The organism is Streptomyces sp. PL-25, from assembly GCF_058344915.1.
On the sequence record NZ_CP136997.1, the window covers coordinates 5685568 to 5710904 of the forward strand.

Here is a 25337-nt window from a genome sequence, read left to right on the forward strand (position 1 = left end):
CCATGTTCCAGGATCGCCGAAGGGCCTCCCCGGGATTACCCGGCGGAGGCCCTCATCGGCCTTGCGTCAAGAATTCTGTCCGGCCAGACTCCAGTCGCGTGCCCGGCTGCGCCGGGCCCAGAACGACGCGTACCGGCCGTCCGCTGTGACGAGTTCGTCGTGTGTGCCGCGTTCCACGATCCGGCCCTCGTCGAGGAACAGGATCTGGTCGGCGGCGGCGACCGTCCGCAGCCGGTGGGCGATCACCAGCAGGGTGCGGCCGGCGGTCAGCGCGCTCAGCGCGTCCTGCACCGCCTGCTCGTTCTCCGGGTCGAGCGAGGCGGTCGCCTCGTCGAGCAGTACGATCGGTGCGTCCTTCAGGATGGCGCGGGCGATCGACACCCGCTGCCGCTCACCGCCGGACAGCAGCGCGCCGCCCTCACCGACCCGGGCGTCCCAGCCGTCCGGCAGCCGGTGCACGATCTCCTCCACCCGGGCGAGCCGGGCCGCCTCGCGGACCTCCGCGTCGGTCGCCGTGGGACGCCCGACCCGGATGTTGTCCGCGATGGTGCCCTCGAAGAGGTACACGTCCTGGAAGACCGCCGAGACGCGCGACATCAGCACCTCCGGGTCGATCTCCCGGACGTCCACGCCGCCCACCCGGACCGCGCCGCCGTCCACGTCCCAGAACCGGGGGACGAGCTTGCTCACCGTGGTCTTGCCGGAGCCGGACGGGCCGACGAGCGCGGTCATCGTGCCCTCGGCCAGCGTCAGCGACACCCCGGAGAGCACCGGCCTGCCGTCGTCGTAGCCGAAGGTGACGTCGTCGAACTCGACCCGGTTGCCCTCGGGGACGCGCGGCGAGACCGGCGCCGGCAGCGTGGGCTGCGCCAGCAGGTCGGCGACCTGGGCCAGCGCGGAGCGCGCCGTGCCCAGCGTCGAACCGAGGATCGCGGTCTCGGCGATCGGCTCGGTGAACCGCACCGCGAGGACCAGCAGCGCCAGCAGCTTCGCCGCGTCCAGACCGCCGTGCAGCGCCAGATAGGTGCCGGTCAGCAGAACCGCGGTGAACGCGGCCTGGATCACCAGGCTGAAGCCGATCAGTCCGGGCACCCCGGTGACCAGCACCCGGCGCGACGCCTCGCGCTGGGTGCGCAGCGCCTCGCCGAGCCGGGCCCCCGAGCGGGCCTCGCCCCGGCCGAACACCCGCAGCACCGGCTGGAGCTGCGCGAACTCCACCACCCGGCCGCCGGTCACGGCCCGCGCCGCCGTACGCTCCCGGTCCGCCTGCCGGCTCAGCGCGGTGCTCCACCGGTACACCAGGACGATGACCGGCACGGTGAGCGTGGCGGCCAGCGCGAGCCGCCAGTCGAACAGGTACATCAGCACGGTCACGGTCGCGGGCGTCACGAAGCTGGTCACCAGGGGCCGCAGCAGATGCGCCGGTACGCCCATGATGTCCATGACGCTCTTCGTGGTGAGCTGGCCGAGCTGGCCCACCCGCTCCGGCGCGAACCAGCCGAGCGGCAGTTCGGCCACCCGGTCGCCGATCCGATGGCGCAGGCTCCTGGCCAGGCCGGCACCGGCCTCGAAGCCCGCCAGCAGGCTCCAGTAGTAGACCGCGCAGTACAGCACGGCCACCGCGACCAGCGTCCACAGCCACGGCCAGACCTCGTCCGGGTCGGAGCCGAACAGCGCCTCCAGCACGGGCACCAGCAGGGCGAAGGCGATGCCCTGGAGCACCGCGCCCGTCACCAGCGCGACCAGCATCCGGCGCACCGGGCGCGCGTGCTCGGGCCCCAGCACCTCCAGGAGTCGACGGATCATCAGCTCACTCCTCCGGTCGCGGCGACGTCCGCCGTGACATCCGCCGCCGGCTCCGCGGCCGGTTCCCGGGGCACCGGTCCCGGTCCGTGCGGGCGCCAGCGGGCCGTACGTTCATGGGCCTGCCACATCCGGGCGTAGCGGCCGCCGGCCGCGACCAGTTCCGCGTGCCGGCCGCGCTCGACGATCCGGCCCTCGTCCAGCACCACGATCTGGTCGGCGTCGACGACGCTGGACAGTCGGTGCGCGATCATCAGCACGATCCGGCCCCGGGTCAGCTCCGAGAGCGCGTCCTGCACGGCGGCCTCGGAGTGCGGGTCGGCGTGCGCGGCGGCCTCGTCCAGCACGATCACCGGGGCGTCGGCGAGCAGCGCCCGCGCCACGGACACCCGCTGCGCCTGGCCGCCGGAGAGCCGCGCGTCCTCGCCGATCACGGAGTCGTAGCCGCGCGGCAGCGCCTCGATGACGTCGTCCACGCAGGCCGCGCGGGCGGCGGCGCGGACCTCGTCCGCTCCGGCGTCCGGGCGGCCCATGCGGATGTTGGCCGCAATGGTGTCCTGGCTCAGGCGCACGTCCTGGAAGACGAACGCGACCCGGCCGTAGAGGTCGTCGAGGGCCATGTCCCGGATGTCGACGCCGCCGACGCTGACCGAGCCGCCGGTGACGTCCCAGAACCGGGGCAGCAGCGCCGCCAGCGTGCTCTTGCCGGAACCGGAGGGCCCGACCAGCGCGGTGACGGTGCCCGGCGCCAGCTCCAGGTCGATCCCGGACAGCGCGTCCTGCTCGCCGTCGTAGGAGAAGCGCACGTCCCGGTAGACGACCCGGTCGCCCTCGGGGCTCCTGGGCGCCTCGGGCACCGGGAGTTCGGGGGTGTCCAGGATGCCCGCGACCCGGTCGGCCGCGCCGCGGGCCACGCGCAGTTCGTACCCGGCGTAGAACAGGGACAGCACCGGCGCGGTCAGGCCGATGCCGAGCAGGGCGAACGGCAGCAGGTCCACGGCGTCGAGCCAGCCCCGCGTCACGAAGAGGGCGCCGCCCGCCAGGGTGGCCACCAGCACCGCGATCGGGGACAGCACGATCTCGGCCGCCGCCTTGGAGTACTGGGTGGAGCGCACCCACTTCAGGAAGAACTCCGAGAAGTCGTCGGCGGCCTCGCTGAACTCGCGGTGCGCGCGGCGGGCCTGGCCGAAGGTCTTCACGACGGCGATGCCCTGCACGAACTCCACCGCGCTGCCGTTGATGCGGCCCATCGCCCGGTCGTACTCGGGCAGGTTCTTCGCCAGGCCCGCCATGGTGGCGCTGTACAGCGTCAGACCGATGAGCAGCGGCGCGATCACCACCAGGGTCATCCGCCAGTCCACCCAGAACAGATACGCCAGGGAGGCGGCCGGGACGACCGTGGCCGTGGTGATGTCCAGCAGCGAGTGGGCGATCAGATGGTGCATCGCGTCGACGTCGTCCTGCACGGCCTGTTTGACCTGGCCGGAGTTGCGGGACGAGAACCAGCCGAGCGGCACCCGGCCGAGCCGGTCGACGAGCCTGCGCCGGATGTGGAACTGAAGGTCGTTGTCGGCGAGATGGGAGATCCCGCCGGCCACGAGCGCGACGATCAGCCGGACCAGCAGCGCTCCCGCGCCGATCGCGGTGACCGTCCAGGCGCGGTCGGTGCGGTCGTCCCCGTCGCCGAGCAGCACCCGGCCCAGTTCGGCGACGGCGATGAACGGCACCACGCCGGCGGCGGCCGAGACGGCCTGGGCGGCGATCGCCCAGCGCAGCTTTCCCCTGACCGGGCCGAGAATCGCGCCGAGTGCGGTCTTTCCCGCGGGCATGCGGGCCTCCAAGCGCTTCGATTGGACGGCTGTTAGACGCTGTCTAACGCCGGGACGACTGTACCCGCCCACCGGCGTTTCATGTCAAGCGCGCAAGGGTGCCCGAAGGTGAGCGGGAGATGAACAGTGGCGCCGAAGTGCCTTGGAGACCAAGGCACTTCGGCGCCGGGAGGGGCGTCAGCCCGCGACGGGCACCGGCTGCTTGACCTCCGGAGCCTCGTCGGACTCCTTGATGCCGTACTTGCTGTAGAACCTGGCCAGCGGCCCGGGGGCCCACCAGGCGGCCCGGCCCATCAGCTTCATCGCCGCGGGCACGAGCAGGATGCGCACGATCGCCACGTCGGCGAGGATCGCGAACACCATGCCGACGCCGAACAGCTTCATGGTGAGCACCCCGCTGGTCGCGATCGCCGCGAGCGGCACGCACATCAGCAGCGCCGCGTTCACGATCAGCCGGCCGATCTTCTGGAGCCCGGACGCCACGGCGGCGGTGCTGTCGCCCAGCAGGTCGTACTGCTCGCGGATGCGGGAGACCAGGAAGACCTCGTAGTCCATGGAGAGGCCGAAGATCAGCGCGAACAGCATGATCGGCATGTTCGGCTCGATGTTGCCGGTCGAGTCGAAGCGGATCAGGCCCTCCAGATGGCCGTCCTGGAAGACCCACACCAGCACACCGAAGGTCGCCGACAGCGACAGCAGGTTCATGACGATGGCCTTGAGCGGCAGCAGCAGCGAGCCGAACGCCAGGAACAGCAGCAGATAGGTCGCCACCGCGATGTACAGCAGCATCCACGGCAGCGTCTCGCCGAGCGCGTCCAGCGTGTCGTCGAAGACCGCCGTCTCACCGCCGAAGTACGCCTGGGCGCCGGGCGGCGGCGGCACCGCCTTGAGCCGGTTCACCAGGTCGCGCGCCGGGGTGGAGACCGCGGGCCCGTCGAAGGTGACCGAGATCCGCGCGTTCGTGCCGGTGGCGCCGCTGATCTGCGCGCCGGTCGCGCCCTTGGTGGCGGCCAGCCGGTTGGCGTAGGACTTGAGCGCGGCACCCTGCTGGGGGGAGGTGGCGTCCCCCTTCAGCACCAGCAGCGAGTCGATGGACTTGGTGGCGTCGCTGTCGAAGTCGCGGTCCAGGGCGTTGCCGACCTGCCGCCCCTCGGCGCTGTTGGGCAGCTGGCGGGCGTCGTTGGCGCCGAACTCGACCCGGGTGAAGGGCACCGCGAGCGCCAGCAGCACGGCCAGCGTGCCCACCGCCACGATCGCCGGACGCCGCATCAGGCCCTGCGCCAGGCGGTACCAGCCGCCCTGGCCGTCCTTGCGCGGCGCCTTGTTCCGGCGCAGCGCCAGGGCGTTGACCCTGGCGCCCAGCACGCCCAGCACCGCGGGCAGGGCGATCAGCGAGAAGAAGACGGACAGCACGACCGCGGCCACACCGCCGTAGGCCATGGACTTCAGGAAGCCGAACGGGAAGAACGTCATGCCGGCCAGTGCCACCGCGACCGTGGTGCCGGAGACCACCACCGTGCGCCCGGCCGTGGCGACCGTGCGGGACAGCGCCTGCTCGCCGGTATGGCCGCGCTCCAGCTCCTCGCGGTAGCGGCTCACGATCAGCAGTCCGTAGTCGATGGCGACCGCGAGACCGAGGATCGTCACCAGGCTCATCGCGAACACCGACACGTCGGTGAGCTGCGCGATGACCCGCAGCACCGCCATCGAGCCCAGGATGGACAGACCGCCGACGAACAGCGGAAGGCTGGCCGCGGCCAGACCGCCGAAGACGATCACCAGCAGGATGAAGAGCACCGGGAAGGACAGGCCCTCCGCCAGGCCGAGGTCCTTGCCGATCTCGTCACTGGCCTGGTGCCCCGTGGGGACCGGACCGCCGCGCAGGGTCTCCAGGCCCGGCGCCGCGAGCTTGTCCTTGATCGCCTTGTACGAGACCTCCTTGGCGTTGTCGTCGGAGCCCTGGAGGTTGATCGCCACATAGGTGGCGTGCCGGTCGTGGCTGACCTGCGCCGGCATCTTGGTCATCCAGAAGGTGGAGTAGCCGCTGACCGAGGACTTCGGCAGGGCCTGCACCGTCTCGCTGACCGACTTCTGGAAGGCGGGGTCGTCGACCGTGCGGGTCTTGTCGCGGTAGACGACCACGGCGTCCGGCGCCCGCTGCGGGAACGCCCGCTCGGCGATCTGGGCCGCCTTGCGGCTGTCGGACCCGGGGTCCTCGAACCCGCCGGGTTTCATGTCGCCGAAGACGCCGACGCCGTAGGCACCGGACAGGACGGCGAACAGCAACGTCAGGACAAGGAGCGGTTTGCGCCTGCGGAAGAGGAATCGCCCCAGCGCCTCGAACATGGTTCTCCCTAGGGGTAGTAGGCGGGCGCCGCAGGCCTGCCAGGGTCCGGCGCCGCGCCAACCGTAACAGCGTTTTGAATGCCCCTTCCAGGGCTCTTGCACACTGTCTAACCGGAAGGGCCCCAGGACACCCCTCGTGACCTGCGGGTTCGCTGGAAAAAACTTCTTCACAGGGGCTTGCGCCTGAGGGGATGGCCGGTCCTGACACGAGACTGACGTGATGTCAGGGGCCATTCATAACGCTGTTGCAATACGGTGGGACAATGGCCAGGCTCAAGACACATGACGAAGCGCTCCGGCAGCGGCTCATCAACCGCGCGGCCGCCACGGTGTTCGACCGGGGCACCGCGGCGCTGAGCCTTCGACAGCTCGCGGCGGACGTGAAGACCTCGACCACGGCGGTCTACTCGCTGTTCGGCAACAAGGCAGGGCTGCTGGCCAGCCTCTACGAGGAGGCCGCCCGGCTCTTCGTGGTGCGGCTGGCCGGTGTGCCCTCCACCGACGACCCGGCGCGCGACGTGATCCGCCTCGGCATCGCCTACCGCGCCTACGCGCTCGCGAACCCGCACCTGTACGCGATCCTCTTCCTGGAGAGCCTCGCCCAGTTCGAGCCCGCCCCCGAGGGGCAGCGCGAGATGCTGGAGATGTACCAGCCGCTGGTCGACGCGGTGCGCCGCGGACAGCGGGCGGGGCAGTTCACCGAAGCGCTGGAACCCGAGGTCGTGGCCCTGGCGTGCTGGGCCACCGCCCACGGCCTGGTCTCCCTGGAGCTGTCCGGCAACGAGCCGCCCGGCCTGCCCATCGCCGACTCCTACGAGCGGATGCTGGACGCCGTGGTGACCGGCTGGCGGGCCGTCTGAGGGGCGCGCGGGCGAGGCGCGGGGCGTAAGGGGGCGTGTGCGGGCGGGAATCGTACCGCTCCGGCCGCGCACCCCTTCGCGGGCATGACAGCGGCCCCTCGGACCCGTGGGGCGTACGGCTCCGGGGGGCCGGTGCCCGGCTCAGGCGCCGGTGCCGGACGCCTCCGCCGGGCTCAGCAGCCGCAGCCGCGCCGGCTCGGGCCCTGGCGTCTCCACGGCGAGGGCCACGGTGTGCTCCGCGGTGGGCCGCAACAGACTGAAGTGCCAGGTGAAGGTGGTGTCGTGCAGGGGGTCGCGCACGCGCGGGGGAGCCGTGCCGCGCGGGGTGAAGGTGAAGGTGTCGAGGTCGCGGCGGACGCCGGTGCCCAGCCCCTTGAGGTACGCCTCCTTGAGCACCCAGAGCTCCCGGGTGCGCTCGGGCCGCTCCGCGGCGGGCAGGGCGGCCAGCTCCGCCTGCTCGGAGGGGGCGAGGAAGCGGGCGACGCGGGCCGCCGACTCCACGGAGAGCGGGCCCTCCACGTCCACCCCGCACGCCGGTCCGTCCGTCACGGCGCAGACCACGAGCCCGTCGGTGTGCGAGATGCTGAACCGCACCCCGTACCGCTCGGGCCACGGCTCGGGCCGCCCGTACGCGTTCACCGGGAACCGCCAGCCGTCGACCGGATGCCCGGTGCGTTCGCTGAGCGCGTGCCGGCACAGCAGCCGCCCGGCCAGGAAGTGGCCCCGCTGGCGCGGGGTCAGCATCCGGGCCAGGCGGCCGCGTTCCGTCGCGTCGAGCAGCCGATCGCCGCCGAGCCCGGCGACGAAGGACGCCGCGGCGGGCTCGGGCAGCAGCCACACCTCCGTCGTCACCGGCTCTCCCGGACCGCCCCGGACGGGCGGGCGCTGTCGAGGAGTTCGGCGAGCCGGTAGGCCAAATCCAGCGCCTGGCCGCGGTTGAGCCGCGGGTCGCACACCGACCGGTAGCGAGCGGGCAGATCGTCGAAGCCGATCCCGTCGCCGCCGCCGACGCACTCCGTCACGTCGTCGCCGGTCAGCTCCAGGTGGACACCGCCGGGATGGGCGCCGAGACCGGTCAGCACCTCGAAGAACCCGGCCAGTTCGTCGAGCACGTCGTCGAACCGGCGGGTCTTGTGCCCGCTGGGCGCGCTGATCGTGTTGCCGTGCATCGGGTCCGACACCCAGGCCACCGGCAGCCCCTCGGCGGTGACCCGCTCGACCAGGCCCGGCAGCACGTCCCGGATCTTCCCGGCGCCCATCCGGACCACCAGGGTGAGCCGGCCCGGCTCGCCCTCGGGCGACAGCCGGCCGATCAGCCGCAGCAGTTCGTCCGTCCCGATGGACGGCCCGATCTTGACGGCGACCGGGTTGCTGATCCGGGAGAAGAACTCCACGTGCGCCCCGTCCAGGCGGCGCGTGCGCTCCCCGATCCACAGCAGGTGCCCCGAGGTGGCGTACGCCCCGCCGGTGGCCGGGTCCAGGCGGACCAGCGCCGACTCGTAGTCCAGCAGCAGCCCCTCGTGCGACATGAACAGCTCGCCGGGGGTGTGCCAGCCGTCGCCGGTGCCGGTGAAGCCGCCCGCCCGCTCGATCTCGGCGGTGAGCGCCTCGTAGCGGTCCCGCTCGGGCGAGGAGTCGGTGAACTCCCGCAGCGCCGCCAGCACCTGGCCGGGCCCGGCGTGCTCACCTGCGCCGTAGGCCCGGACCAGGTTCAAGGTGGCGGCGGAGGTGTGGTGGACGCGCACCAGCCGGTGCGGGTCGGGGGTGCGGGCGGCGGCCGTGAAGGCGTGCCCGTTGACCGCGTCGCCCCGGTACACCGGCAGCTCCACGCCGCCGCGCACCTCGGTGGGCGACGAGCGCGGCTTGGCGTACTGCCCGGCCATCCGGGCCAGCGTCACCACGGGCAGCGAGCGCGCGTACCCGAGGACGGCGGCCAGTTGCTGGAGGGTGCCGGCGGTCCGGCCGATGGACGCCGCGTTCACGGCGTCCAACTCCTCGGCGCAGTCGCCGCCCTGGACCAGGAACGCCTCCCCGCGCGCCACGGCGGCGAGCCGGGCCCGGAGCAGATCGCACTCGCGGGCCGTCACCAGCGGCAGGGCGGACGCGAGGGCGGTGACCGCCGCGTCCAGCGCGGCGGCGTCCGACCAGGACGGCTGCTGCCCGGCGGGCAGCCGGCGCCAGCTGGTCTGCGCCGCGTGCGCGGCGGGCGGATCGAGCAGGGAAGTCACGCCGTCAGCTCCGCTCGGTGAGGTGCGAGGGCACCGGTGACCAGGTCGTCCAAAATGGCCGCGCCGTGCAGGGTCATCACGGACTCGGGATGGAACTGCACCGAGGTGAAGCCCGGCCCGCGCAGCGCGTGCACCTCGCCGCTCGCCGGGTCGCGGGCGACCTCGACCAGACCGGGCGCGTGCGGGCTGTCCAGCAGCGCGCTGTCGCTGTACGCGGCGAACGTGTTGTAGAAGTACACCGGCTGCTCGGCGCCGAACAGGTCGATCGTGCGCCGCACCCCCTGGTTCGGGCGGTGCAGCCTGCGCAGTTCCAGGCCGAGCAGCGAGGCGAGCACCTGGTGGCTCAGGCACACCGAGACGAACGGGATCCGCAGGTTGAGGAGGCTGCCGGTGACCGCCCGCAGATGGGCGATCTTGGCGTGGTTCACCTCGCGCGGGTCGCCCGGCCCGGGGCCCAGCAGGACCAGGTCGTGGCCGGTGAGCCGGTACGGCTCGTCGTAGCGGCGGATCGTCACGTCGTAGCCGAGACTGCGCAGTTGCAGCGCGCCCATCGCGGTGAAGGTGTCCTCGGCGTCGATGACGAGGATCCTGCCGCGCGTGGCGGACCCGGCGGGCGGCGGGGCCAGCCAGAAGCGCGACAGCGGCGCGTTGCGCGCGGCCAGCGCCGCCCGCACCCGGGGGTCCGCGCCGAGTCCCGCGGGCGCGCGCCGGTCGGCGACCCGGCGCAGCGCGTCGAGCAGCCCCGCGGCCTTCGCCGAGGTCTCGGCGGCCTCCCGGGCGGGGTCGGAGTCGCGCACCAGCGTGGCGCCGACCCCGATCCGGACCCGGCCCGCCGCGTCGACGTCCGCCGTCCTGATCATGATGGCCGAGTCCATCCGCCGCCGGCCCGCCTCGTCGCGGCCGATCAGCGCGGCCACCCCGGCGTAGTAGCCCCGGGCGTCCGGCTCGAACTTGGCGATCACCTGGGAGGCGCTCTCCAGCGGGCTGCCGGTCACCGTCGGGGCCAGCAGCGTCTCGCGCAGGATCTCCCGCACGTCCCGGCCGCTGTGCCCGACGATGCGGTACTCGGTGTGGGCGAGGTGGGCCATCTCCTTCAGCAGCGGCCCGACCACGTGCGCGTCGTCGCACACGCGGCTCATCATCTTCAGTTCCTCGTCCAGCACCATGTACAGCTCGTTGGTCTCCTTGCCGTCGGCGAGGAAGTCCAGCACCGAGCCGGCATCGGGACCGCCCGCCGGATAGCGGTGGGTGCCGCTGATCGGCGTCATCACGGCCACGCCGTCGTCGAGGCTGACATGGCGCTCCGGGCTGGCCCCGATGAAGGTGCGCCTGCCGGTGTGGATGAGGAACGTCCAGTACGCGCCGGGCTCGCCGCGCAGCAGCCGCCCCCAGAACGCCAGGGCGGTCCGCGCCGACCAGTCCGGGACCTCGGTGACGAAGGTCCGCTTGAGCACGAAGTTCGCGCCGGAGCCGTGCCCGATCTCCTCGTCCAGGACCCGGCGCACCAGGTCGCCGTACTCCTCGTCGTCGAGGTCGAAACGGCCCTCGCCGGTGACGAACGGCCAGGCCAGAACGGTGTCCAGCACCTCGTCCACCGGCAGTTGCGACTGCGCGCGCACCGGCATCACCAGCAGCGGCTCGCCGTCGTTGTGGTGGTCGTAGCCGCGCTCGCCGATCACCCGGTAGGGCAGCACGGCCAGCACCTCGTGGCGGCCCGGCTCGCCGGACTCGGGAACCGGCAGGTCCGCCGTCCCCGCGACCACGCCGAAGTCGCCGACCAGCACGTCCACCTGGCCGGCTGTGCCGCTCTCCGGCCGGTGCAGCACCGCGAACGGCTGCCCGCCCTCGGCCAGTTCCGTCAGGGACGGCGGCTCGGGCGCGGACCCGGGCCGGTACGGGGGTGTCATGAGGGGCCTCCCACGGGATCTCCCGCGAATTCGCCGGCGAAGGCGGCGGCCGGGGCCGCCAGTCCGCTCAGCACCGTCCCGGTCTGTGCCACCACGGCGCACCGGGAGGCGGCGTACTCCAGCGCCATCCGGTGGCGGTCCGGGGTGAAGTCGGCGACCGCGTCGGCGACCACGAACGGCTGGATGTCGTGCGCGAACGCGTCGCACGCGGTCAGCAGGATGCCCACCTGCGCGTAGACACCGCAGATGATCAGCTGGTCACGGCCCTGCTCGCGCAGGAGTTCGAGGAGCGGGGTGCGGTGGAAGGCGCTGGCCCGCCACTTCACCAGGACGGTGTCCCGCTCGCCGGGTGCCAGGACCTCGGGGATGCCCCGGTCCTCGGGGTCCGCGGACATGCCCGCGCCCCAGAAGTCCGCCAGCAGACCGCGCTGGGCGGGGGTCATGTCGCCGGGCTGCGCCGAGTAGACGACCGGGACGCCGGCGGCGGCGCACCGCTCGCGCAGCAGGGCCACGTTCGCGACCAGGTCGGTGTGCGGCTGCGCGCCGTGCCGGAACGGGGCGAGGAAGTAGTGCTGCATGTCGTGCACCAGCAGCACCGCCCGGTGCGGGTCGACGCTCCAGGAAACGGTGTTGGGCGGCAGCTCTGCGGTCCGTGGCATCGGATACGGGTCGATCGGTGCGATCGCCACGTCTGGTTCCTTTCCTGGTCGGAGAACGGCCGGCGTCCGGTGCCGGGTGCGCCCCGGTGACCGGGGGCCCGGCGGGGGTGAGCCGGTGGTGCCGGTGGTGCTTGAAGTACCGGTGGGGCGGCGGATGCGCGTGGGGGAGCGCGTCGGGGGAAGCGAGGGGATGTCGGGAGGAGCGGGGGGATGGGGTGTGCGCCCGGGGCCGCGGGGGATTCGGCCCCGGGCGCATCCCGGCCCGGACCTCGGGGAAGTCGGTCCGGGCGCACGGCCCGTGGCGGGGCCGGTCCGGGGGGTGGTACGGGACGGCCGGCGCGGCGGGCCTCAGGCGCCCAGGGCCGCGCCGCCGTCCACGGTCAGGTCCTGGAGCGTGATGTGCGCGGACCGGTCGGACAGCAGGAACAGCACCGCGTCGGCGATGTGCGCGGGCTCGGCGATCCGGCCCAGCGGGATACCGACCCGGTACGCGTCGGGCACCCCGTCCACCGAGGCGCGCACGGCCGCGTCGCCCTGAAGGGCGGTGAGCATCGACGTACGCGTCGAACCGGGCGCCACCACGTTGCAGCGGATGCCGTGCCGCCCCAGCTCCAGACCGAGGCACTTGGTGAACATCGCCGAGGCGGCCTTGGACGCCGCGTACGCCGCCATCGACGTGCGCGGGGTGAGCGCCGCGTTGGAGGCGATCGTCACGATCGAGCCGCGCCCGCGCGGAACCATCAGCCGGGCCACCGCACGGCTCACCCGGAACACCCCGCCCGCGTTGACCGCGAGCGTGTGGTCCCAGTCCTCGTCGGAGAACTCCTCGGCGGGGCCGCTGTGCAGCACCCCGGCACCGTTCACCAGGTAGGCGACCGGGCCGAGTTCGGCCTCCGCCTTGGCGACGGCGGCGTCCACGTCCGCGCTGTCGGTGACGTCGGCGGCCACCGCCAGCACCGTGCCGCCGGCCGCGCTCAGCTCCGACGCCAGCTCGCGCAGCGCCCCCGGCTCGCGGTCCAGCAGCGCCACCGGGACACCGGCCGCCGCCAGCGCGCGGGCGATCTCGGCGCCGATGCCGCCGGCCGCGCCGGTGACCACCGCGCTGCCGGACCACTCGGCGCCCGCCGTGCCCGCCGTACCTGTTGTTCCTGTCGCCGTGAGGGTGTCGCTCATCGGGCCACCTCCGCCAGTACCGGGTCGACCGCTTCCGCGGGAACGCGCAGGGCGCGGGTGGTGAAGCCGCGCAGTGCCTGGAGGTAGCGGTCGCGCAGCGCCGCCTCGTCGACCTCCACGCCCCGGCCGCCCTCCACGAGGGTCCGGCCGCCGACGATCACCGTGTCCACGTCCGCCGAACCGGCGAGCCACAGGAAGCTCTCCAGCGGCCGCGGGTTGAGCAGATAGCGCCAGTCGTCCGTGCGCACCAGCAGCAGGTCGGCCTGCTTGCCGGGCTCCAGGCTGCCGACCGCGTCGTCCCAGCGCAGGCCCTTCGCCGCGATCCGGGTGGCCATCGCCAGCGCGTCGGTGGGCAGCACCTCGGTCTGGTCGGCGCTCATCTCGTTGTACATCTGCCAGGCCGCGCGCATCGTCTCGGCGATGCCCGCACCCGGCAGCGCCGCCGCGTCGGTCGACAGCGACACGTCCAGACCGGCCCGGCGCAGCGCCGGGACGACACCGGTCTCGGTGAGCGCGGACTCGCCCGACGGGCCGTACTTGCCGGGGGAGTGGGAGATGTGCGCCCGCCCGGCGAGCATCAGCTTCTGCTCCTGGTCGTCCAGGAAGGCGCTGTGCCCGGCCATCAGCCGCTCGTCGACGAGACCCGCCTCCGCCAGCCGGCGTACCCCGGTCTCCCCGTGGTAGGCGCGCATCGCGTCGGCCTCGTTGCGCAGCGCGCCCACGTGCGTGGCGAACGGCAGGTCGTGCCGCTCGACGAGTTCGGCCATGCCGCGCGCCAGCTCGTCCGTCATGTTGGTGACGTACGAGACGTTCGGGCGGCACCGGATGCGGCCCGTGGGGTCGGCGGCGACGGCGCCGAGCAGCGCCTCGAAGGAGGCGAGCACCGTGTCCGCGTCCCGGGTGCGCACGAACCGCGACCGGTCCGGCGCCAGCACCGCGTCGCTCGCCCAGGTGGACGCCGAGAAGCGCATCCCGAGGCGGCGGGCCGCCTCCACCATGGCCAGCGGCCGGTTGAGCGAGCCCATGTCGCCGAGCGTGGTGACACCGCCGCGCAACTGGATCCACATCGAGTACTCGGCGATGGCCCGCGCCTCGTCCTCGGTCATCGCCTCGATGAGGCCGTCGAACCGGTCGAAGGTGGCGGAGATCTGGTGCATGTCACCGCCGCCGCCCATGAACGCGACCTGGTCGGCGCGGTCGGAGGGCGGGCGCAGCGCGCCGCGCATGGTGAAGCCCATGGCGAACATCTCGTGCCAGTGGGCGTTCACGAAGCCGGGCAGCACCATCATCCGGCTCGCGTCGAGGCGGCGCAGCTCCGAGCGCACGGCCGGGTCCAGCGCCTGGACGGCGTGCTCCACCTCGGCGGCCGGACCCACCGCGACGACCTTGTCGTCCACGGTCAGCACCGCCCCGCGGGCGTGCACGGACTCCTGGGCGTCGGCGGTGTAGACGGTGCCGCCGGTGATCAGCCGGGCCCCCATCACGCCGCTCCGGGCGCGGTCGGCGCGGAGGTGCGCAGCGAGTCGAAGTGGGCGAGCCAGCCGCTCAGGGTCGGCGCCGCGACCAGCGCCTCGAACTGCACCGGGACGCCCGCCTTGCGCCAGCGGCTGACCAGCCGCATGATCTCCAGCGAGCTGAGCCCGAGCAGCACCAGACTGGCGTCCGGCTCGATCCGCTCCGGCGCGAGGCCCAGTACGGGCGCGACGGTGGCGCGCAGTTCGTCTTCGGTCGGGAATGCGGTGATGTCCACGTCAGCCTTCCTGCTCGGACGCGGCATGTCGGGCCAGCGCCTTCTTGTCGACCTTGCCGAGCGGGGTCAGGGGGAGTTCGGGCAGGTAGTGCACGAGATCGGGCAGCTTGTAGTCGGCCACGCCCCGTGCGTGCACCGCCTGCTTGAGGTCGGCCAGGGCCGGCTCGGGACCGCCGGCCACCAGGAACGCGCAGATCCGCTCGCCCAGGAACTCGTCGGGTACGCCGATGACGGCCGCCGCCGCGATGTCCGGGTGGGTGAGCAGCAGGTCCTCGACCTCACCGGCGGCGATCTTGTCACCGCCGCGGATGATGGTCTCCTTGATCCGGCCCTCGATGACCAGGTCGCCGTCCTCGGTGAGCCGGGCCAGGTCACCGGTGCGGAAGAAGCCGTCCGGGGTGAAGGCCCGCCGGTTGTACTCGGGCACCCGGTAGTAGCCGCGCAGCGTGTACGGGCCGCGGGTGACCAGCTCGCCGATGCCGCCGGGCGGCAACGGGGTGCCGTCCTCGCCGAGGATGAGCACCTCGTCGGCGTCGGAGACCGGCCGGCCCTGCGTGGTGAGCACCGCGTCGGCCGGGTCGTCCGGGCGGCTGAAGGTGAGCAGGCCCTCGGCCATGCCGAACACCTGCTGGAGCCGGGCGCCCAGCACGGGCTGGATCCGCTCCGTGAACTCGCGGGTCATCCGGGCCCCGCCGACCTGCACCAGCCGCAGCGTCGGCAGGTCCTCCCCGGACCACTCGGCCGCCTCCAGCCACAGCGTCATGATGGACGGCACCATCGCGGTGACGGTGACGCCGTGCTTCTCGATCAGCGGGAAGCAGTCCAGCGGGTTGGGCGTGTCGGCGAGGACGGCGGTGCCCCCGGTCAGGAACGTGCCGAGCAGACCGGGGCAGCCGAAGGCGAAGTTGAACTCGATGGGCAGCACGGCCAGATACACGTCGTCCTCGGCCAGCTCGCACACCGCCGCGGCCCGGCCCGACATGTACACATAGTCGTCGTGGGTGCGCGGGATCAGCTTCGGCAGGGCCGTGGTCCCGCCCGACAGCAGGAAGAACGCCACGTCCGACGCGTCGGGTTCGGGCAGCGGCCGCGGGTCGGGGACCGCCGTCTCCAGCTCGGCGACCGAGACGAACCCCTCGGTCTTGGCGCCCAGCACGAACAGCGTCTTCAGGGTGGTGGTCTCGGCCTTCACCTGCCGGGCCAGCTCGCGGTGGTCGTGGCCGCGGTGCGACTCGGGCACCAGGAAGCCCACGGCGCCGCTCAGCTCGACCAGGTGGACCAGTTCGGTGGCCCGGTGCGCGGGCAGCGAGAAGACCAGCTTCGCGCCGAGCCGGGTCAGCCCGAAGGCGATCGCCACGAACTCGGGCACGTTCGGCAGCTGCACCACGATCCGGTCGCCGGCCCTCAGCCCGTGCGCGGCGAACCCGGCGGCCAGCCGGTCGGCCCAGCGGTCGAGTTCGGCGTAGCTGATGCGGCGTTCGCCGTGCACCAGCGCGGTCCGCTCGCCGTGGCGGCGGGCGGCCTCGCGCAGCACCGTGCCGAGCGTGTCACCGCGCCAGATGCCCTCCTCGCGGTAGCGCGCCGCGATGTCCTCGGGCCAGGGGACGCAACCCTCAAGCATCGCCGCCCCCCTGGGAGCCGGCGGCGGACCCGGGAGCGGCCTCGGCGATCCGCACGACGGCGGCGCCGGCCTCCATGCCGGTGCTCGCGCCGATCAGCAGGACGTGGTCGCCGGGCCCGACCTGACCGGTGCGCCACACGTGCTCCAGGCCCAGGAAGAGGTCGGCGGCGCCGGTGTGCCCGATCGTGTTGACGTGGTCCCAGACCGTCTTCTCCTCGGGGACGTCCAGCGGCAGCAGGAACATCGCCTCCAGCGCAGGCCGGCCGAAGCCGACGTGGCACACCTTGGCGATCTGGTCCCAGGACACGTCGGCCTGCTTCAGGACGCGCTCGGTGACCTCCGCGACCCGGTCGCCGAAGTTCTTGATCGGCGGGGCCTGGCCGGCCGCCCACTGCTCGCGGACCTTCTCGGCGCGCTCGGCGAAGTTCAGCCCGCGGCCCCGGGTGACGCCGGGCGGGAACAGCTCCTCGCCGGCCCGGTGCAGGATCTCCATGGACGAGTCCGACAGCGAGTCCAGGGCGAGCAGTTCGGCGAAGCCGGAGCGGCGCGAGAGCACCACGGCCGAGCCCGCGTCGGCGAGCACGAACAGGCCCGAGGCGCGCCAGCGTTCCACTCCGGGGGTGGAGTAGTTGTCGCCGGTGGTGATCAGCGCGGCGTCGTGCGTCGGGTTGGCGATCAGCCGTGCGGCGGCCACGTCCAGCGAGGCCAGCATGCCGAGGCAGCCCTGCTTGATCTCCACGGCGGGCACCGGGCGGTCCACGGTGTTGTTCAGGATGTAGTGCACCGCCGACCAGCCGTCGGGGCCCTGGTGGTGGGTGTAGCTGTGCAGCAGGATGCCGATGTCGTCCGCGTCGTGCCCGGAGGACTCCAGCGCGGCCCGCGCCGCGTCGATCGCCATCTGCGGGGCCGGGGTCGAGGCGCTGACGGCGGCCGAGCGCATCCCGGAGGACTGCCGCGCCTCCTCGTCGTACAGCCCCTCCGCGACCGCCCGCTCGGCCGGGAACAGGGGCGGCAGGTGGCTGCCGATCCCGGCGAGATACAGGTTCGCAGTCCTCATCGAGCCGACTCCTTCATGTCCTGTGCGTGTCCTGGCGAATGGGTGGGGGAAGAGGTGGGGGAGAGGCGTACGGCGGTGCGGGTGGTGCGGCGCCGGTGGCGGCGGCGGCGGTGGTGCCGGTGGCGGCGGTGGCGGTGGTGCGGGTGGTGCGGTGCGGGCGGTGGCCGGACAGGTGCCGGGCGTGCTCCGGTGGCCGCCGGGTGTCTCGGCCGCAAGCACAGCACCGGGGCCGCCGGACCCTCATGAGTAGGCGGTACTCAACCGGTCCTCGGCCGCTGCCCGGACCCGGCGGGCCCGCAGCGGCCCCGGCCACGGCGGCGGCAGGGCGCCCACGTGCGGCGGCGGGGCCCCGGGCCGCCCGACGGCCCCGGTGGGCGAATTGAGTGGCGACTACTCGCGTTGCCGCCCCGCCCCCGGTGATGTGCTGCCTTCAGCGCAGCCGCCGCGTGACACCTCGCGCGGCCGGGGCCTGTCCTCCCGGATCCCCCAGCGGCCGCGGATCCCCACGGATCCGCGGCCCGCGGGTTCCGCGGAGCACAGGACAGCACCGGGCGAACGCCGGTGAGCGGGGCGCGCGTCGGCCCCGCGGCCCCGGGCTGATCCGTACGACAGGCCCCAGGGCACACACGAGGGAGATCCCAATGTCGCGCTCGCGTCCGGAACTTGGTGACTGGTCGAGCCCGGCCGAACTGGCCGAGCTCCAGCGGTCCCAGCTGCCGAGGGTCCTCGCGCAGGCACTCCGTTCGCCCTTCTACGCGGCCCGCTACCGCGGCACCACACCGCCGCGCACCGCGGACGACTTCGCCGGCGTCGAGGTGACCGCCAAGCAGGACCTGCGCGACCAGTACCCCTTCGGGATGCTCGCGGTCGGGCGCGAACACCTGGCCACCTACCACGAGTCCAGCGGCACCGCGGGCGAACCCACCGCCTCCTACTACACGGAGGAGGACTGGACCGACCTCGCCGAGCGCTTCGCCCGCAAGTGGACCGGCATCCACCCCTCCGACACCTTCCTGGTGCGCACCCCCTACGGCCTGGTCATCACCGGCCACCTCGCCCAGGCCGCCGGCCGGCTGCGCGGCGCGACCGTCGTCCCCGGCGACGCCCGCTCGCTGGCCACCCCGCTCTCCCGCATGGTGCGCGTCCTGAAGACCCTCGACGTGACGCTCACCTGGTGCAACCCGACCGAGATCACCATGCTGGCCGCCGCCGCCAAGGCCGCCGGGCTCCGCCCCGACCAGGACTTCCCGCATCTGCGGGCCATGTTCACCGCCGCCGAGCCGCTGACCGAGGTGCGCCGCCGCCGGCTCAGCGAGATCTGGGGCGGCATCCCGGTCGTCGAGGAGTACGGCTCCACGGAGACCGGCACCATCGCCGGGCAGTGCCCCGAGGGCCGGATGCACCTGTGGGCGGACCGGGCGATCTTCGAGGTGTACGACCCGAGGACCGGCACGCTCTCCGAGGCGGGCCGCGGCCAGATGGTCGTCACCCCGCTGTACCGGGACGCGATGCCGCTGCTGCGCTACAACCTCGCCGACGACGTCGAGGTGTCCACCGACCCGTGCGGCTGCGGCTGGCTGCTGCCCACGGTCACCGTGCTGGGGCGGGCCGGAACCGGTCACCGGATCGGTCCGGCGACCGTCACCCAGCAGCGGCTGGAGGAGCTGGTGTTCTCCCTGCCGGCCGCGTACGAGGTGATGTTCTGGCGGGCCAAGGCCCACCCGGACGTGCTGGAGCTGGAGTTCGAGGCGCCCGAGCCGGTGCGGCAGCGGGCCGTCAAGGAGCTCGGCGCCTCGCTCGACCGCGAACTGGGGGTCCCGCACCGCATCACCGGCCTCGCCCCGGGCACCCTCGTCCCGGCGGAGGCCCTCACCGCCCAGCGCGACATCCTCAAGGCCCGCTACCTCTTCGCGGAGGACGAGGACTGGGACAAGGCGGTCATGTACTTCTGACGCCTCGCGGGCGGAGGGGCGGTGCGCGGGTGCGGGGGCGGCGCGCGGGCGGACGGGCGGCGCGGCGGCCAGTCCCGCACCGGACCCGGCCTTCGCCGGACCGGCCCGCCCGGGTCCGGTTCGGGTCCGGCCCGGCGCGGGGCCGGCCGGGTCCGGTCCGTCCGGGTCCGGCCCGGCGTGGGGCCGCCTGGGGCTGATCCGTCCGGGACCGGCCCGCCTGGGACCGGTCCACCTGGGGCTGGCCCGCCTGGGGCTGGCCCGCCTGGGGCTGGCCCGTCCGGGACCGGTCCACCTGGGACTGGCCCACCTAGGGCCAGCCCGCCCGGGACTGGCCCACCTAGGGCCAGCCCATCCGGGTCCGGTCCGCCCAGGTCCGGTCCGCCCGGGGCCGGCCCGTCCGGGAACAGCCCGCCCGGGGCCGACCCATCCGGGGTCGGCCCGCCCCGGGCCAGCCCGTCCGGGACTGGTCCACCTGGGGCCGGCCCGTCCGGGGCTGGCCCGCCCGGAATTGGCCCATCCGGGACCAGCCCGCCCGGGACCAGCCCGCCCGGGGCCGACCCATCCGGGGTCGGCCCGCCCCGAGACGGTCCCCCCGGTACGGGACCGGTGGGCCTGCCCCGTACCGGCCCCGGGTACAGGCCCGCCCCGCCCTGGGACGGGACGTCCGATGCCTCGCCCGCCCCGTTCCGCCCCGGCCCATACGGGCCCGCCCCGCCCCGTCCCGTCCCGGGACGCCCGGCGCCGGACCCGTCCCGTTCGTTCCGCCGCCCGTCCGCCCGCCCGTCTCCCTGCCCCGTCCCGACGCCTCCTTTCCCACGCCGTCCGCCACGGACGGCGCCGACTCGTGAGCGGTGAACCCATGAGTGAGCTGTCCCCCCTGCCCCCGAGCCCCACGGAACCCATCGCCGTCATCGGCATCGGCTGCCGCTTCGCCGGCGGCGCCGACTCGCCCGAGGCGCTGTGGGACCTGCTGATGGACGCGGTGGACGCGTCCGGCCCCGTACCCGAGGACCGGTGGGCGCCGCAGCGCGCGCAGTCGCGGGAGAACGCGGCCGTGCTGACCCGCGTCACCCCGAACGGGTCCTTCCTCGGCGACATCGCCGGTTTCGACGCCGCCTTCTTCGGCATCTCGGCGACCGAGGCCCGCCAGCTCGACCCGCAGCAGCGCATCGCGCTGGAGGTCGCCTGGGAGGCGCTGGAGCACGCCGGTATCGCGCCCACCTCCCTGGCCGGCACCGACACGGGTGTGTTCGTCGGCGTCGGCACCGACGACTACGGCCGCCGGCTGCTGGAGGACCTGCCCGGCGTCGAGGCGTGGACGGGCATCGGCTCCTCGCTGTGCGGCGTGCCCAACCGCATCTCCTACACGCTCGATCTGCGCGGCCCCTCCCTGGCCGTGGACACCGCCTGCTCCTCCTCGCTGGTCGCCGTCCACCAGGCGTGCGCGAGCCTGCGCGCCGGTGAGGTGCCGGTGGCGCTGGCCGGCGGCGTCATGCTGATGGCGGGCCCCGGCCTGACCACCGTCCTGGACCGGGCGGGCGCCATCTCCCCGGACGGCCGCTCCAAGGCCTTCGACGACGCCGCCGACGGCTACGGCCGCGGCGAGGGCTGCGGCATCGTCGTCCTCAAGCGGCTCTCCGACGCCCGGCGCGACGGCGACCGCGTGCTGGCCCTGATCCGCGGCAGTGCCGTCCACCAGGACGGCCGCACCGAGGGCATCATGGCGCCCAGCCCGACCGCGCAGGCCCACCTGCTGCGCAAGGCGTACGAGGCAGCGGGCGTCGCCCCGCACGACGTCGACTACGTCGAGGCGCACGGCACCGGCACCCGGGTCGGCGACCCCATCGAGGCGAGCGCGCTCGCCGAGGTCGTCGGCGACCGGCCCGAGGGCGCCCGGCCGTGCCTGATCGGCTCGGTGAAGTCCAACATCGGGCACTGCGAGGCCGCCGCCGGCATCGCCGGGCTCATCAAGACCGCGCTCGCCATGGAGCACGGCACCATCCCGCCCACCCTGTCCACCCGCGGCCCGCGCGGCGACATCCCCTGGGAGACCGCCGGACTGCGCCTGGTCACCGAGGCGACCGCCTGGCCCGGCTCCGACCGCGCCCGCCTGGCGGGCGTGGCCAGCTACGGGTACGGCGGCACCATCGCGCACGTCGTCCTCGAACAGGCGCCGCCCGCCCCCGCCGCCGCCCCCGCCGCCGAGCCCGCGGCGGAGCTCGCCGAGGCCGGGACGGCGACCCTGTACCCGCTCTCCTCCGGCACCGGACTCGGCATCGTCGGCCAGGCCACCCGCCTCGCCGCCGCGCTCGACGGCCACACCCTCGCCGACACCGGCCACACCCTCGCCCACCGCCGCGCCCACCTGGGCGCCCGCGCGGCCGTCGTCGCCGCCGGACGGGACGAACTCGCCGAAGGACTCGCCGCGCTGGCCGAGGGCCGCCCGCACCCGGCCGTCCTCACCGGCGAGACCTCGGGACCGGCCCGCCACCCCGTGTGGGTGTTCTCCGGGCACGGCGCCCAGTGGGCCGGCATGGGCCGCGAACTGCTCGCCACCGAGCCTGTGTTCGCCGCCGCGATCGACCGCCTCGGTCCCGTCTACGCCGAGGAGCTGGGCGTCACCCCGCGCGAGGTCCTCACCGGCGACGACCTCGGCTCGGTGGACATCATCCAGTCCATGCTGTTCGCCGTGCAGGTCGGTCTGACGCAGGTCTGGCGCCGCCACGGCGTGCGGCCGGGCGCCGTCATCGGCCACTCGGTCGGCGAGATCGCCGCCGCGGTCGCCGCCGGGGTGCTCAGCGAGGAGGACGGCGCCCGGCTGGTCTGCCGCCGCTCCGTGCTGCTGCGCCGGGCCGCGGGCAAGGGCGCGATGATCATGGTGGACCGGCCGTTCGACGAGGTCCGCGAGCACATCGGCGACGACGCCACCCTGTGCGCGGCCATCGCCGCAGCGCCCTCCTCCACGGTCGTCGCCGGTGACGTCCCGGCCGTGGACAGGGCCGCCGAGCAGTGGGCGTCGCTGGGCTGGACCGTCCGCCGCATCGACTCCGACGTGGCCTTCCACAGCCCGCACATGGACGGCGCCGCCGCCGACCTCGCCGTGGCCGTCGCCGACCTCGAACCCCGTACGCCCGAGGTGCCGCTCTATCTCACCGCCGTCGAGGACCCGCGCTCCGGGCAGCGCCAGGACGCCCGCTACTGGGCGGCCAACCTGCGCAACCCGGTCCGCTTCCACCAGGCCGTGCAGGCCGCCGTCGAGGACGGTCACCGGCTGTTCCTGGAGATCTCCGCGCACCCGGTGGTCAGCCACTCGATCACCGAGGTCGTCGCCAACCTGCCCGGCGCCCTCGTCATCCCCAGCCTGCGCCGCCGCCAGCCCGAGCGGACCGCGCTGCTCACCTCGCTGGGCCGGCTGCACTGCCACGGCGTCCCCGTCGACTGGTCGGTGCTCCAGCCCGCGGGCACGCTGACCGCCCTGCCCACCGCCGCCTGGCAGCACGAACGGCACTGGGTCGACGCCCGCACCGGCACCGAGTCCCCGGTGGACACCCTGCTCGGCACCGAGACCGCGGTGCACGGCTCGCGCACCCGGGTCTGGCAGACCACGCTCGACCTGCGCACCCGCCCCTACCCGCGCCGCCACCCGGTCCTCGGCACCGAGATCGTCCCGGCCGCGGTCCTCATCAACACCTTCCTCACCGCGGGCCGCACCGACACCCTGTCCGACCTCAGGCTGCGCCAGCCGGTGGTGGTCCCGCAGACCGAGACGCGCGAGGTGCAGATCGTCCGCGAGGGCACCGCGCTGAGGCTGGTCTCCCGCCGCCTCGGCGCCCCCGACACGGCCTGGTCCACGCACACCTTCGCCACCGCCGGCGCCGACGGCACCGAGGAGGCGGCGACCCCGCTCCCGGTCGTGCGGGGCCCCGAGGAGCTGGACCCCGGTCACGTCGTGGAGCGGCTGGCCGAACTCGGCGTCGCCGACATGGGATACCCCTGGACCATCGACACCCTGCACCGCGGCGAGGGCACCCTCACCGCCGTCGCGAGCGCCCCGCTGGACCGCAGCTGGGCCGCGATCCTGGACGCCGCGCTGTCCATGGCCTCGGTGATCTTCTCCGGCCCGGCCGTGCTGCGCATGCCCGCCCATGTCGACCAGGTCACCCGGACCGGCCCGGCGCCGCGCCGCGCCGTCATCGCCGTACGCCTGGACGCGGACCGGCCCACCTCCGTGCACGTCGACATCCGCGGCGAGGGCGAGGACGCGGACTCGCTGCTGTCGCTGCGCGGTCTGCACTACGGCGAGCTGGACGGCGACCTGTCCGGCGAGGAGCAGAGCACCGACGGCCGCTTCGACGTCGTCTGGCAGCCCTTCCCGGTGGACGCCGCCGCCCCGACCCGGCTGACCGGCCGCACCGTGCTGGTGCTCGGCTCCACCGAGGCGGCCCGCGCGCTGGTGCCCGAGGCCGCCGCCCACGGGGTGACCGTGAGCGCCGACCGGGCAGCCCTGGCCGAGGCCGACCACGTCCTGTTCGCCCCCGGACTGCCGGACGGCACCCAGGGCGCCGAACCGGCCGATGTGGCCGTGGAGTTCGCGCGGCTGGTGGCCGACATCGCGGCGCTGCCCGGCCGCAGGCCACTGCTGTGGTGCCTGACCTCGGGTGTGCGCGAGGCCGTGGACGCCGACGCGCTCGCCCAGTCCCCGCTGTGGGGCATGGGCCGGGTCGCCGCCAGCGAGCACCCCGAGTTCTGGGGCGGGGTCGTCGACTTCCCGTCGGGACCGCCCGCCGAGCTGCCGGTCCGGCTGCTGTTCGGGCTGCTGCACCTCCGGCCGGCCGAGCCCGTGGTCGCGCTCACCGCCGAGGGCGTACGGGTGCCGCGGCTGGCCCCGGCCGAACTCGTCCCGGGCGGCGAGCCGTTCGCCTGCCGGCCCGACGGCACCTATCTGATCACCGGCGGTCTCGGCGTGCTCGGACTCGAACTGGCCGGGCACCTCGCCGAGCGCGGCGCGCGCCGCATCGTGCTGCTGGGCCGTACGCCGGTGCCGCCGCGGTCGCGGTGGTCCGACGACGACCCGCGCGTCGCGGCGCTGCGGCGGCTGGAGGCGGCCGGGGTCACCGTCCGCACGGTCGCCGCCGACATCACCGACCCGGTCGCGACCCGCGCGGCGCTCGACGCGCTCGAACTGCCCCCGGTGCGGGGCGTCGTGCACGCCGCGGGCACCGTCCACAGCGCGCTGCTGCACCGGCTGGAGGCGGACGACCTGCGGGCCGTGATGCGGCCCAAGACGGACGGCGCGCTGGTCCTGCACGAACTGTTCCCGCCCGGTTCGACCGACTTCTTCGTCCTGTTCTCCTCCGCCGGACCGCTGCTCGGCCTGCCCGGCCAGGGCGCGTACGCCGCCGCCAACACCTTCCTCGACGTGCTGGCCGCGCACCGGCGCGCGGGCGGCCACGGGGAGACGGTGTCCCTCGCCTGGACCAGCTGGCGCGGGCTCGGCATGGCCACGTCGGCGGAGGCCACCGACGTCGAACTCGCCGCCCGCGGCACCACCGACATCGCCCCGGACCGCGCGCTGCGGGCCTTCGACCAGACGGTGGGCCACCCGTCGAGCGCCCTGGTCGCCGTGCTGGGCCTGCGCCCCGGGCACACCGGACCGCGTCCCGCGCTCCTGTCCGACCTGGCCCTCGGCGAGGCGGGGCAGCCGGCCGAGGTGCCCGACTGGGTCGGTCTGAGCGGCGACGAACTGACCGCGTACCTGCTCGACGGGGTCCGCGCCCGGGTCGCCGCCGTCCTCGGGGTCCAGCCCGCCGCCGTGGGCGACCACCGCCCGCTGAGCGAGGCCGGCGTCGACTCGCTGCTGGCCGCGGCGCTGCGCGTGGCGCTCGAACGCGACCTGGGCGTCGCACTGCCCGCGACGCTGCTGTGGAACTACCCCACGGTGGGCGAGATAGCGGGCTATCTGACGGCCGTCCTCAGCGACGACCACGCCGACCAGGGCCAGCCCACGGCCTGACCCGACCGCTACGACGGCGGCAGCCCCGGCCCCTTCCGAGGGGGGCCGGGGCTGCCGCCGTTCGGCTGTGTGGCTGCACCTGTGGCGACTGTGCGGCCGTACGGCCGCACGGCTGTATGTACGGGGCGGAGGTGCCGGG

15 protein-coding genes are annotated in these 25337 nt (G+C 74.3%); 3 read left to right on the plus strand and 12 right to left on the minus strand.

The features are described 5' to 3' along the window. Nucleotides 1-66: 66 nt before the first annotated feature. The 3 genes from R4Z62_RS25580 to R4Z62_RS25590 all read right to left on the minus strand — a co-directional run bounded on the left by R4Z62_RS25580 (nt 67) and on the right by R4Z62_RS25590 (nt 5978). Complete coding sequence (locus R4Z62_RS25580) at nt 67-1806, minus strand: ABC transporter ATP-binding protein (protein WP_382852494.1); 1740 nt, start codon at nt 1804-1806, stop codon at nt 67-69. Further along, complete coding sequence (locus tag R4Z62_RS25585) at nt 1806-3632, minus strand: ABC transporter ATP-binding protein (RefSeq protein WP_491520994.1); 1827 nt, start codon at nt 3630-3632, stop codon at nt 1806-1808. Before R4Z62_RS25585 ends, R4Z62_RS25580 begins: the two co-directional genes overlap by 1 nt. A gap of 177 nt (nt 3633-3809) precedes the next feature. Beyond that, nucleotides 3810-5978, minus strand: a complete 2169-nt coding sequence (locus R4Z62_RS25590) for an MMPL family transporter (RefSeq protein ID WP_355480313.1) — start codon at nt 5976-5978, stop codon at nt 3810-3812. Between the two features lie 263 nt (nt 5979-6241). On the opposite strand from R4Z62_RS25590, the gene R4Z62_RS25595 reads away from it, so the two are divergent. Then, nucleotides 6242-6838: a TetR/AcrR family transcriptional regulator gene (locus tag R4Z62_RS25595; RefSeq protein ID WP_018564648.1), complete on the plus strand. Its 597-nt coding sequence runs from the start codon at nt 6242-6244 to the stop codon at nt 6836-6838. 141 nt (nt 6839-6979) lie between these two features. On the opposite strand, the gene R4Z62_RS25600 is transcribed toward R4Z62_RS25595, so the two are convergent. The 9 genes from R4Z62_RS25600 to R4Z62_RS25640 form a co-directional block, all read right to left on the minus strand. Further along, nucleotides 6980-7690, minus strand: a complete 711-nt coding sequence (locus tag R4Z62_RS25600; protein WP_491520995.1) for a 4'-phosphopantetheinyl transferase family protein — start codon at nt 7688-7690, stop codon at nt 6980-6982. Next, nucleotides 7687-9066, minus strand: a complete 1380-nt coding sequence (locus tag R4Z62_RS25605; protein ID WP_491520996.1) for a 3-deoxy-7-phosphoheptulonate synthase — start codon at nt 9064-9066, stop codon at nt 7687-7689. The genes R4Z62_RS25600 and R4Z62_RS25605 overlap by 4 nt, the downstream gene beginning before the upstream one ends. Then, complete coding sequence (locus R4Z62_RS25610; protein ID WP_079159102.1) at nt 9063-10973, minus strand: anthranilate synthase family protein; 1911 nt, start codon at nt 10971-10973, stop codon at nt 9063-9065. Before R4Z62_RS25610 ends, R4Z62_RS25605 begins: the two co-directional genes overlap by 4 nt. After that, a complete protein-coding gene (locus R4Z62_RS25615; RefSeq protein WP_491520997.1) occupies nt 10970-11662 on the minus strand; it encodes an isochorismatase family protein in 693 nt (230 codons plus the stop codon). Before R4Z62_RS25615 ends, R4Z62_RS25610 begins: the two co-directional genes overlap by 4 nt. Nucleotides 11663-11980: 318 nt before the next feature. Further along, nucleotides 11981-12805: a 2,3-dihydro-2,3-dihydroxybenzoate dehydrogenase gene (locus tag R4Z62_RS25620; RefSeq protein WP_064535658.1), complete on the minus strand. Its 825-nt coding sequence runs from the start codon at nt 12803-12805 to the stop codon at nt 11981-11983. Then, nucleotides 12802-14286, minus strand: a complete 1485-nt coding sequence (locus R4Z62_RS25625; RefSeq protein ID WP_382850900.1) for an amidohydrolase family protein — start codon at nt 14284-14286, stop codon at nt 12802-12804. Before R4Z62_RS25625 ends, R4Z62_RS25620 begins: the two co-directional genes overlap by 4 nt. Then, nucleotides 14286-14555, minus strand: a complete 270-nt coding sequence (locus R4Z62_RS25630; protein WP_018564641.1) for a phosphopantetheine-binding protein — start codon at nt 14553-14555, stop codon at nt 14286-14288. Before R4Z62_RS25630 ends, R4Z62_RS25625 begins: the two co-directional genes overlap by 1 nt. A 1-nt stretch (nt 14556) precedes the next feature. Continuing rightward, nucleotides 14557-16176 (minus strand): (2,3-dihydroxybenzoyl)adenylate synthase, encoded by a 1620-nt coding sequence (locus R4Z62_RS25635; RefSeq protein WP_491520998.1) that lies wholly within the window; start codon nt 16174-16176, stop codon nt 14557-14559. Then, entirely contained in the window at nt 16169-17233 is a 1065-nt protein-coding gene (locus R4Z62_RS25640) for a ketoacyl-ACP synthase III family protein (RefSeq protein ID WP_064535662.1), read from the minus strand. The genes R4Z62_RS25635 and R4Z62_RS25640 overlap by 8 nt, the downstream gene beginning before the upstream one ends. A 641-nt stretch (nt 17234-17874) precedes the next feature. On the opposite strand from R4Z62_RS25640, the gene R4Z62_RS25645 reads away from it, so the two are divergent. Further along, nucleotides 17875-19185 (plus strand): phenylacetate--CoA ligase family protein, encoded by a 1311-nt coding sequence (locus R4Z62_RS25645; protein WP_064535663.1) that lies wholly within the window; start codon nt 17875-17877, stop codon nt 19183-19185. 859 nt (nt 19186-20044) lie between these two features. Continuing rightward, nucleotides 20045-25198 carry a type I polyketide synthase gene (locus R4Z62_RS25650; RefSeq protein WP_491520999.1) on the plus strand — a complete coding sequence of 1718 codons (5154 nt, stop codon included), beginning with the start codon at nt 20045-20047 and terminating at the stop codon, nt 25196-25198. Nucleotides 25199-25337: the final 139 nt, after the last annotated feature.

What these genes read in the sequence shown, in the direction of transcription:
- R4Z62_RS25580 (WP_382852494.1), bottom strand. Translation starts at nt 1,806, where the DNA reads ATGATCCGTCGACTCCTGGAGGTGCTGGGGCCCGAGCACGCGCGCCCG.
- R4Z62_RS25585 (WP_491520994.1), bottom strand. Translation starts at nt 3,632, where the DNA reads ATGCCCGCGGGAAAGACCGCACTCGGCGCGATTCTCGGCCCGGTCAGG.
- R4Z62_RS25590 (WP_355480313.1), bottom strand. Translation starts at nt 5,978, where the DNA reads ATGTTCGAGGCGCTGGGGCGATTCCTCTTCCGCAGGCGCAAACCGCTC.
- R4Z62_RS25595 (WP_018564648.1), top strand. Translation starts at nt 6,242, where the DNA reads ATGGCCAGGCTCAAGACACATGACGAAGCGCTCCGGCAGCGGCTCATC.
- R4Z62_RS25610 (WP_079159102.1), bottom strand. Translation starts at nt 10,973, where the DNA reads ATGACACCCCCGTACCGGCCCGGGTCCGCGCCCGAGCCGCCGTCCCTG.
- R4Z62_RS25620 (WP_064535658.1), bottom strand. Translation starts at nt 12,805, where the DNA reads ATGAGCGACACCCTCACGGCGACAGGAACAACAGGTACGGCGGGCACG.
- R4Z62_RS25625 (WP_382850900.1), bottom strand. Translation starts at nt 14,286, where the DNA reads ATGGGGGCCCGGCTGATCACCGGCGGCACCGTCTACACCGCCGACGCC.
- R4Z62_RS25635 (WP_491520998.1), bottom strand. Translation starts at nt 16,176, where the DNA reads ATGCTTGAGGGTTGCGTCCCCTGGCCCGAGGACATCGCGGCGCGCTAC.
- R4Z62_RS25640 (WP_064535662.1), bottom strand. Translation starts at nt 17,233, where the DNA reads ATGAGGACTGCGAACCTGTATCTCGCCGGGATCGGCAGCCACCTGCCG.
- R4Z62_RS25645 (WP_064535663.1), top strand. Translation starts at nt 17,875, where the DNA reads ATGTCGCGCTCGCGTCCGGAACTTGGTGACTGGTCGAGCCCGGCCGAA.
- R4Z62_RS25650 (WP_491520999.1), top strand. Translation starts at nt 20,045, where the DNA reads ATGAGTGAGCTGTCCCCCCTGCCCCCGAGCCCCACGGAACCCATCGCC.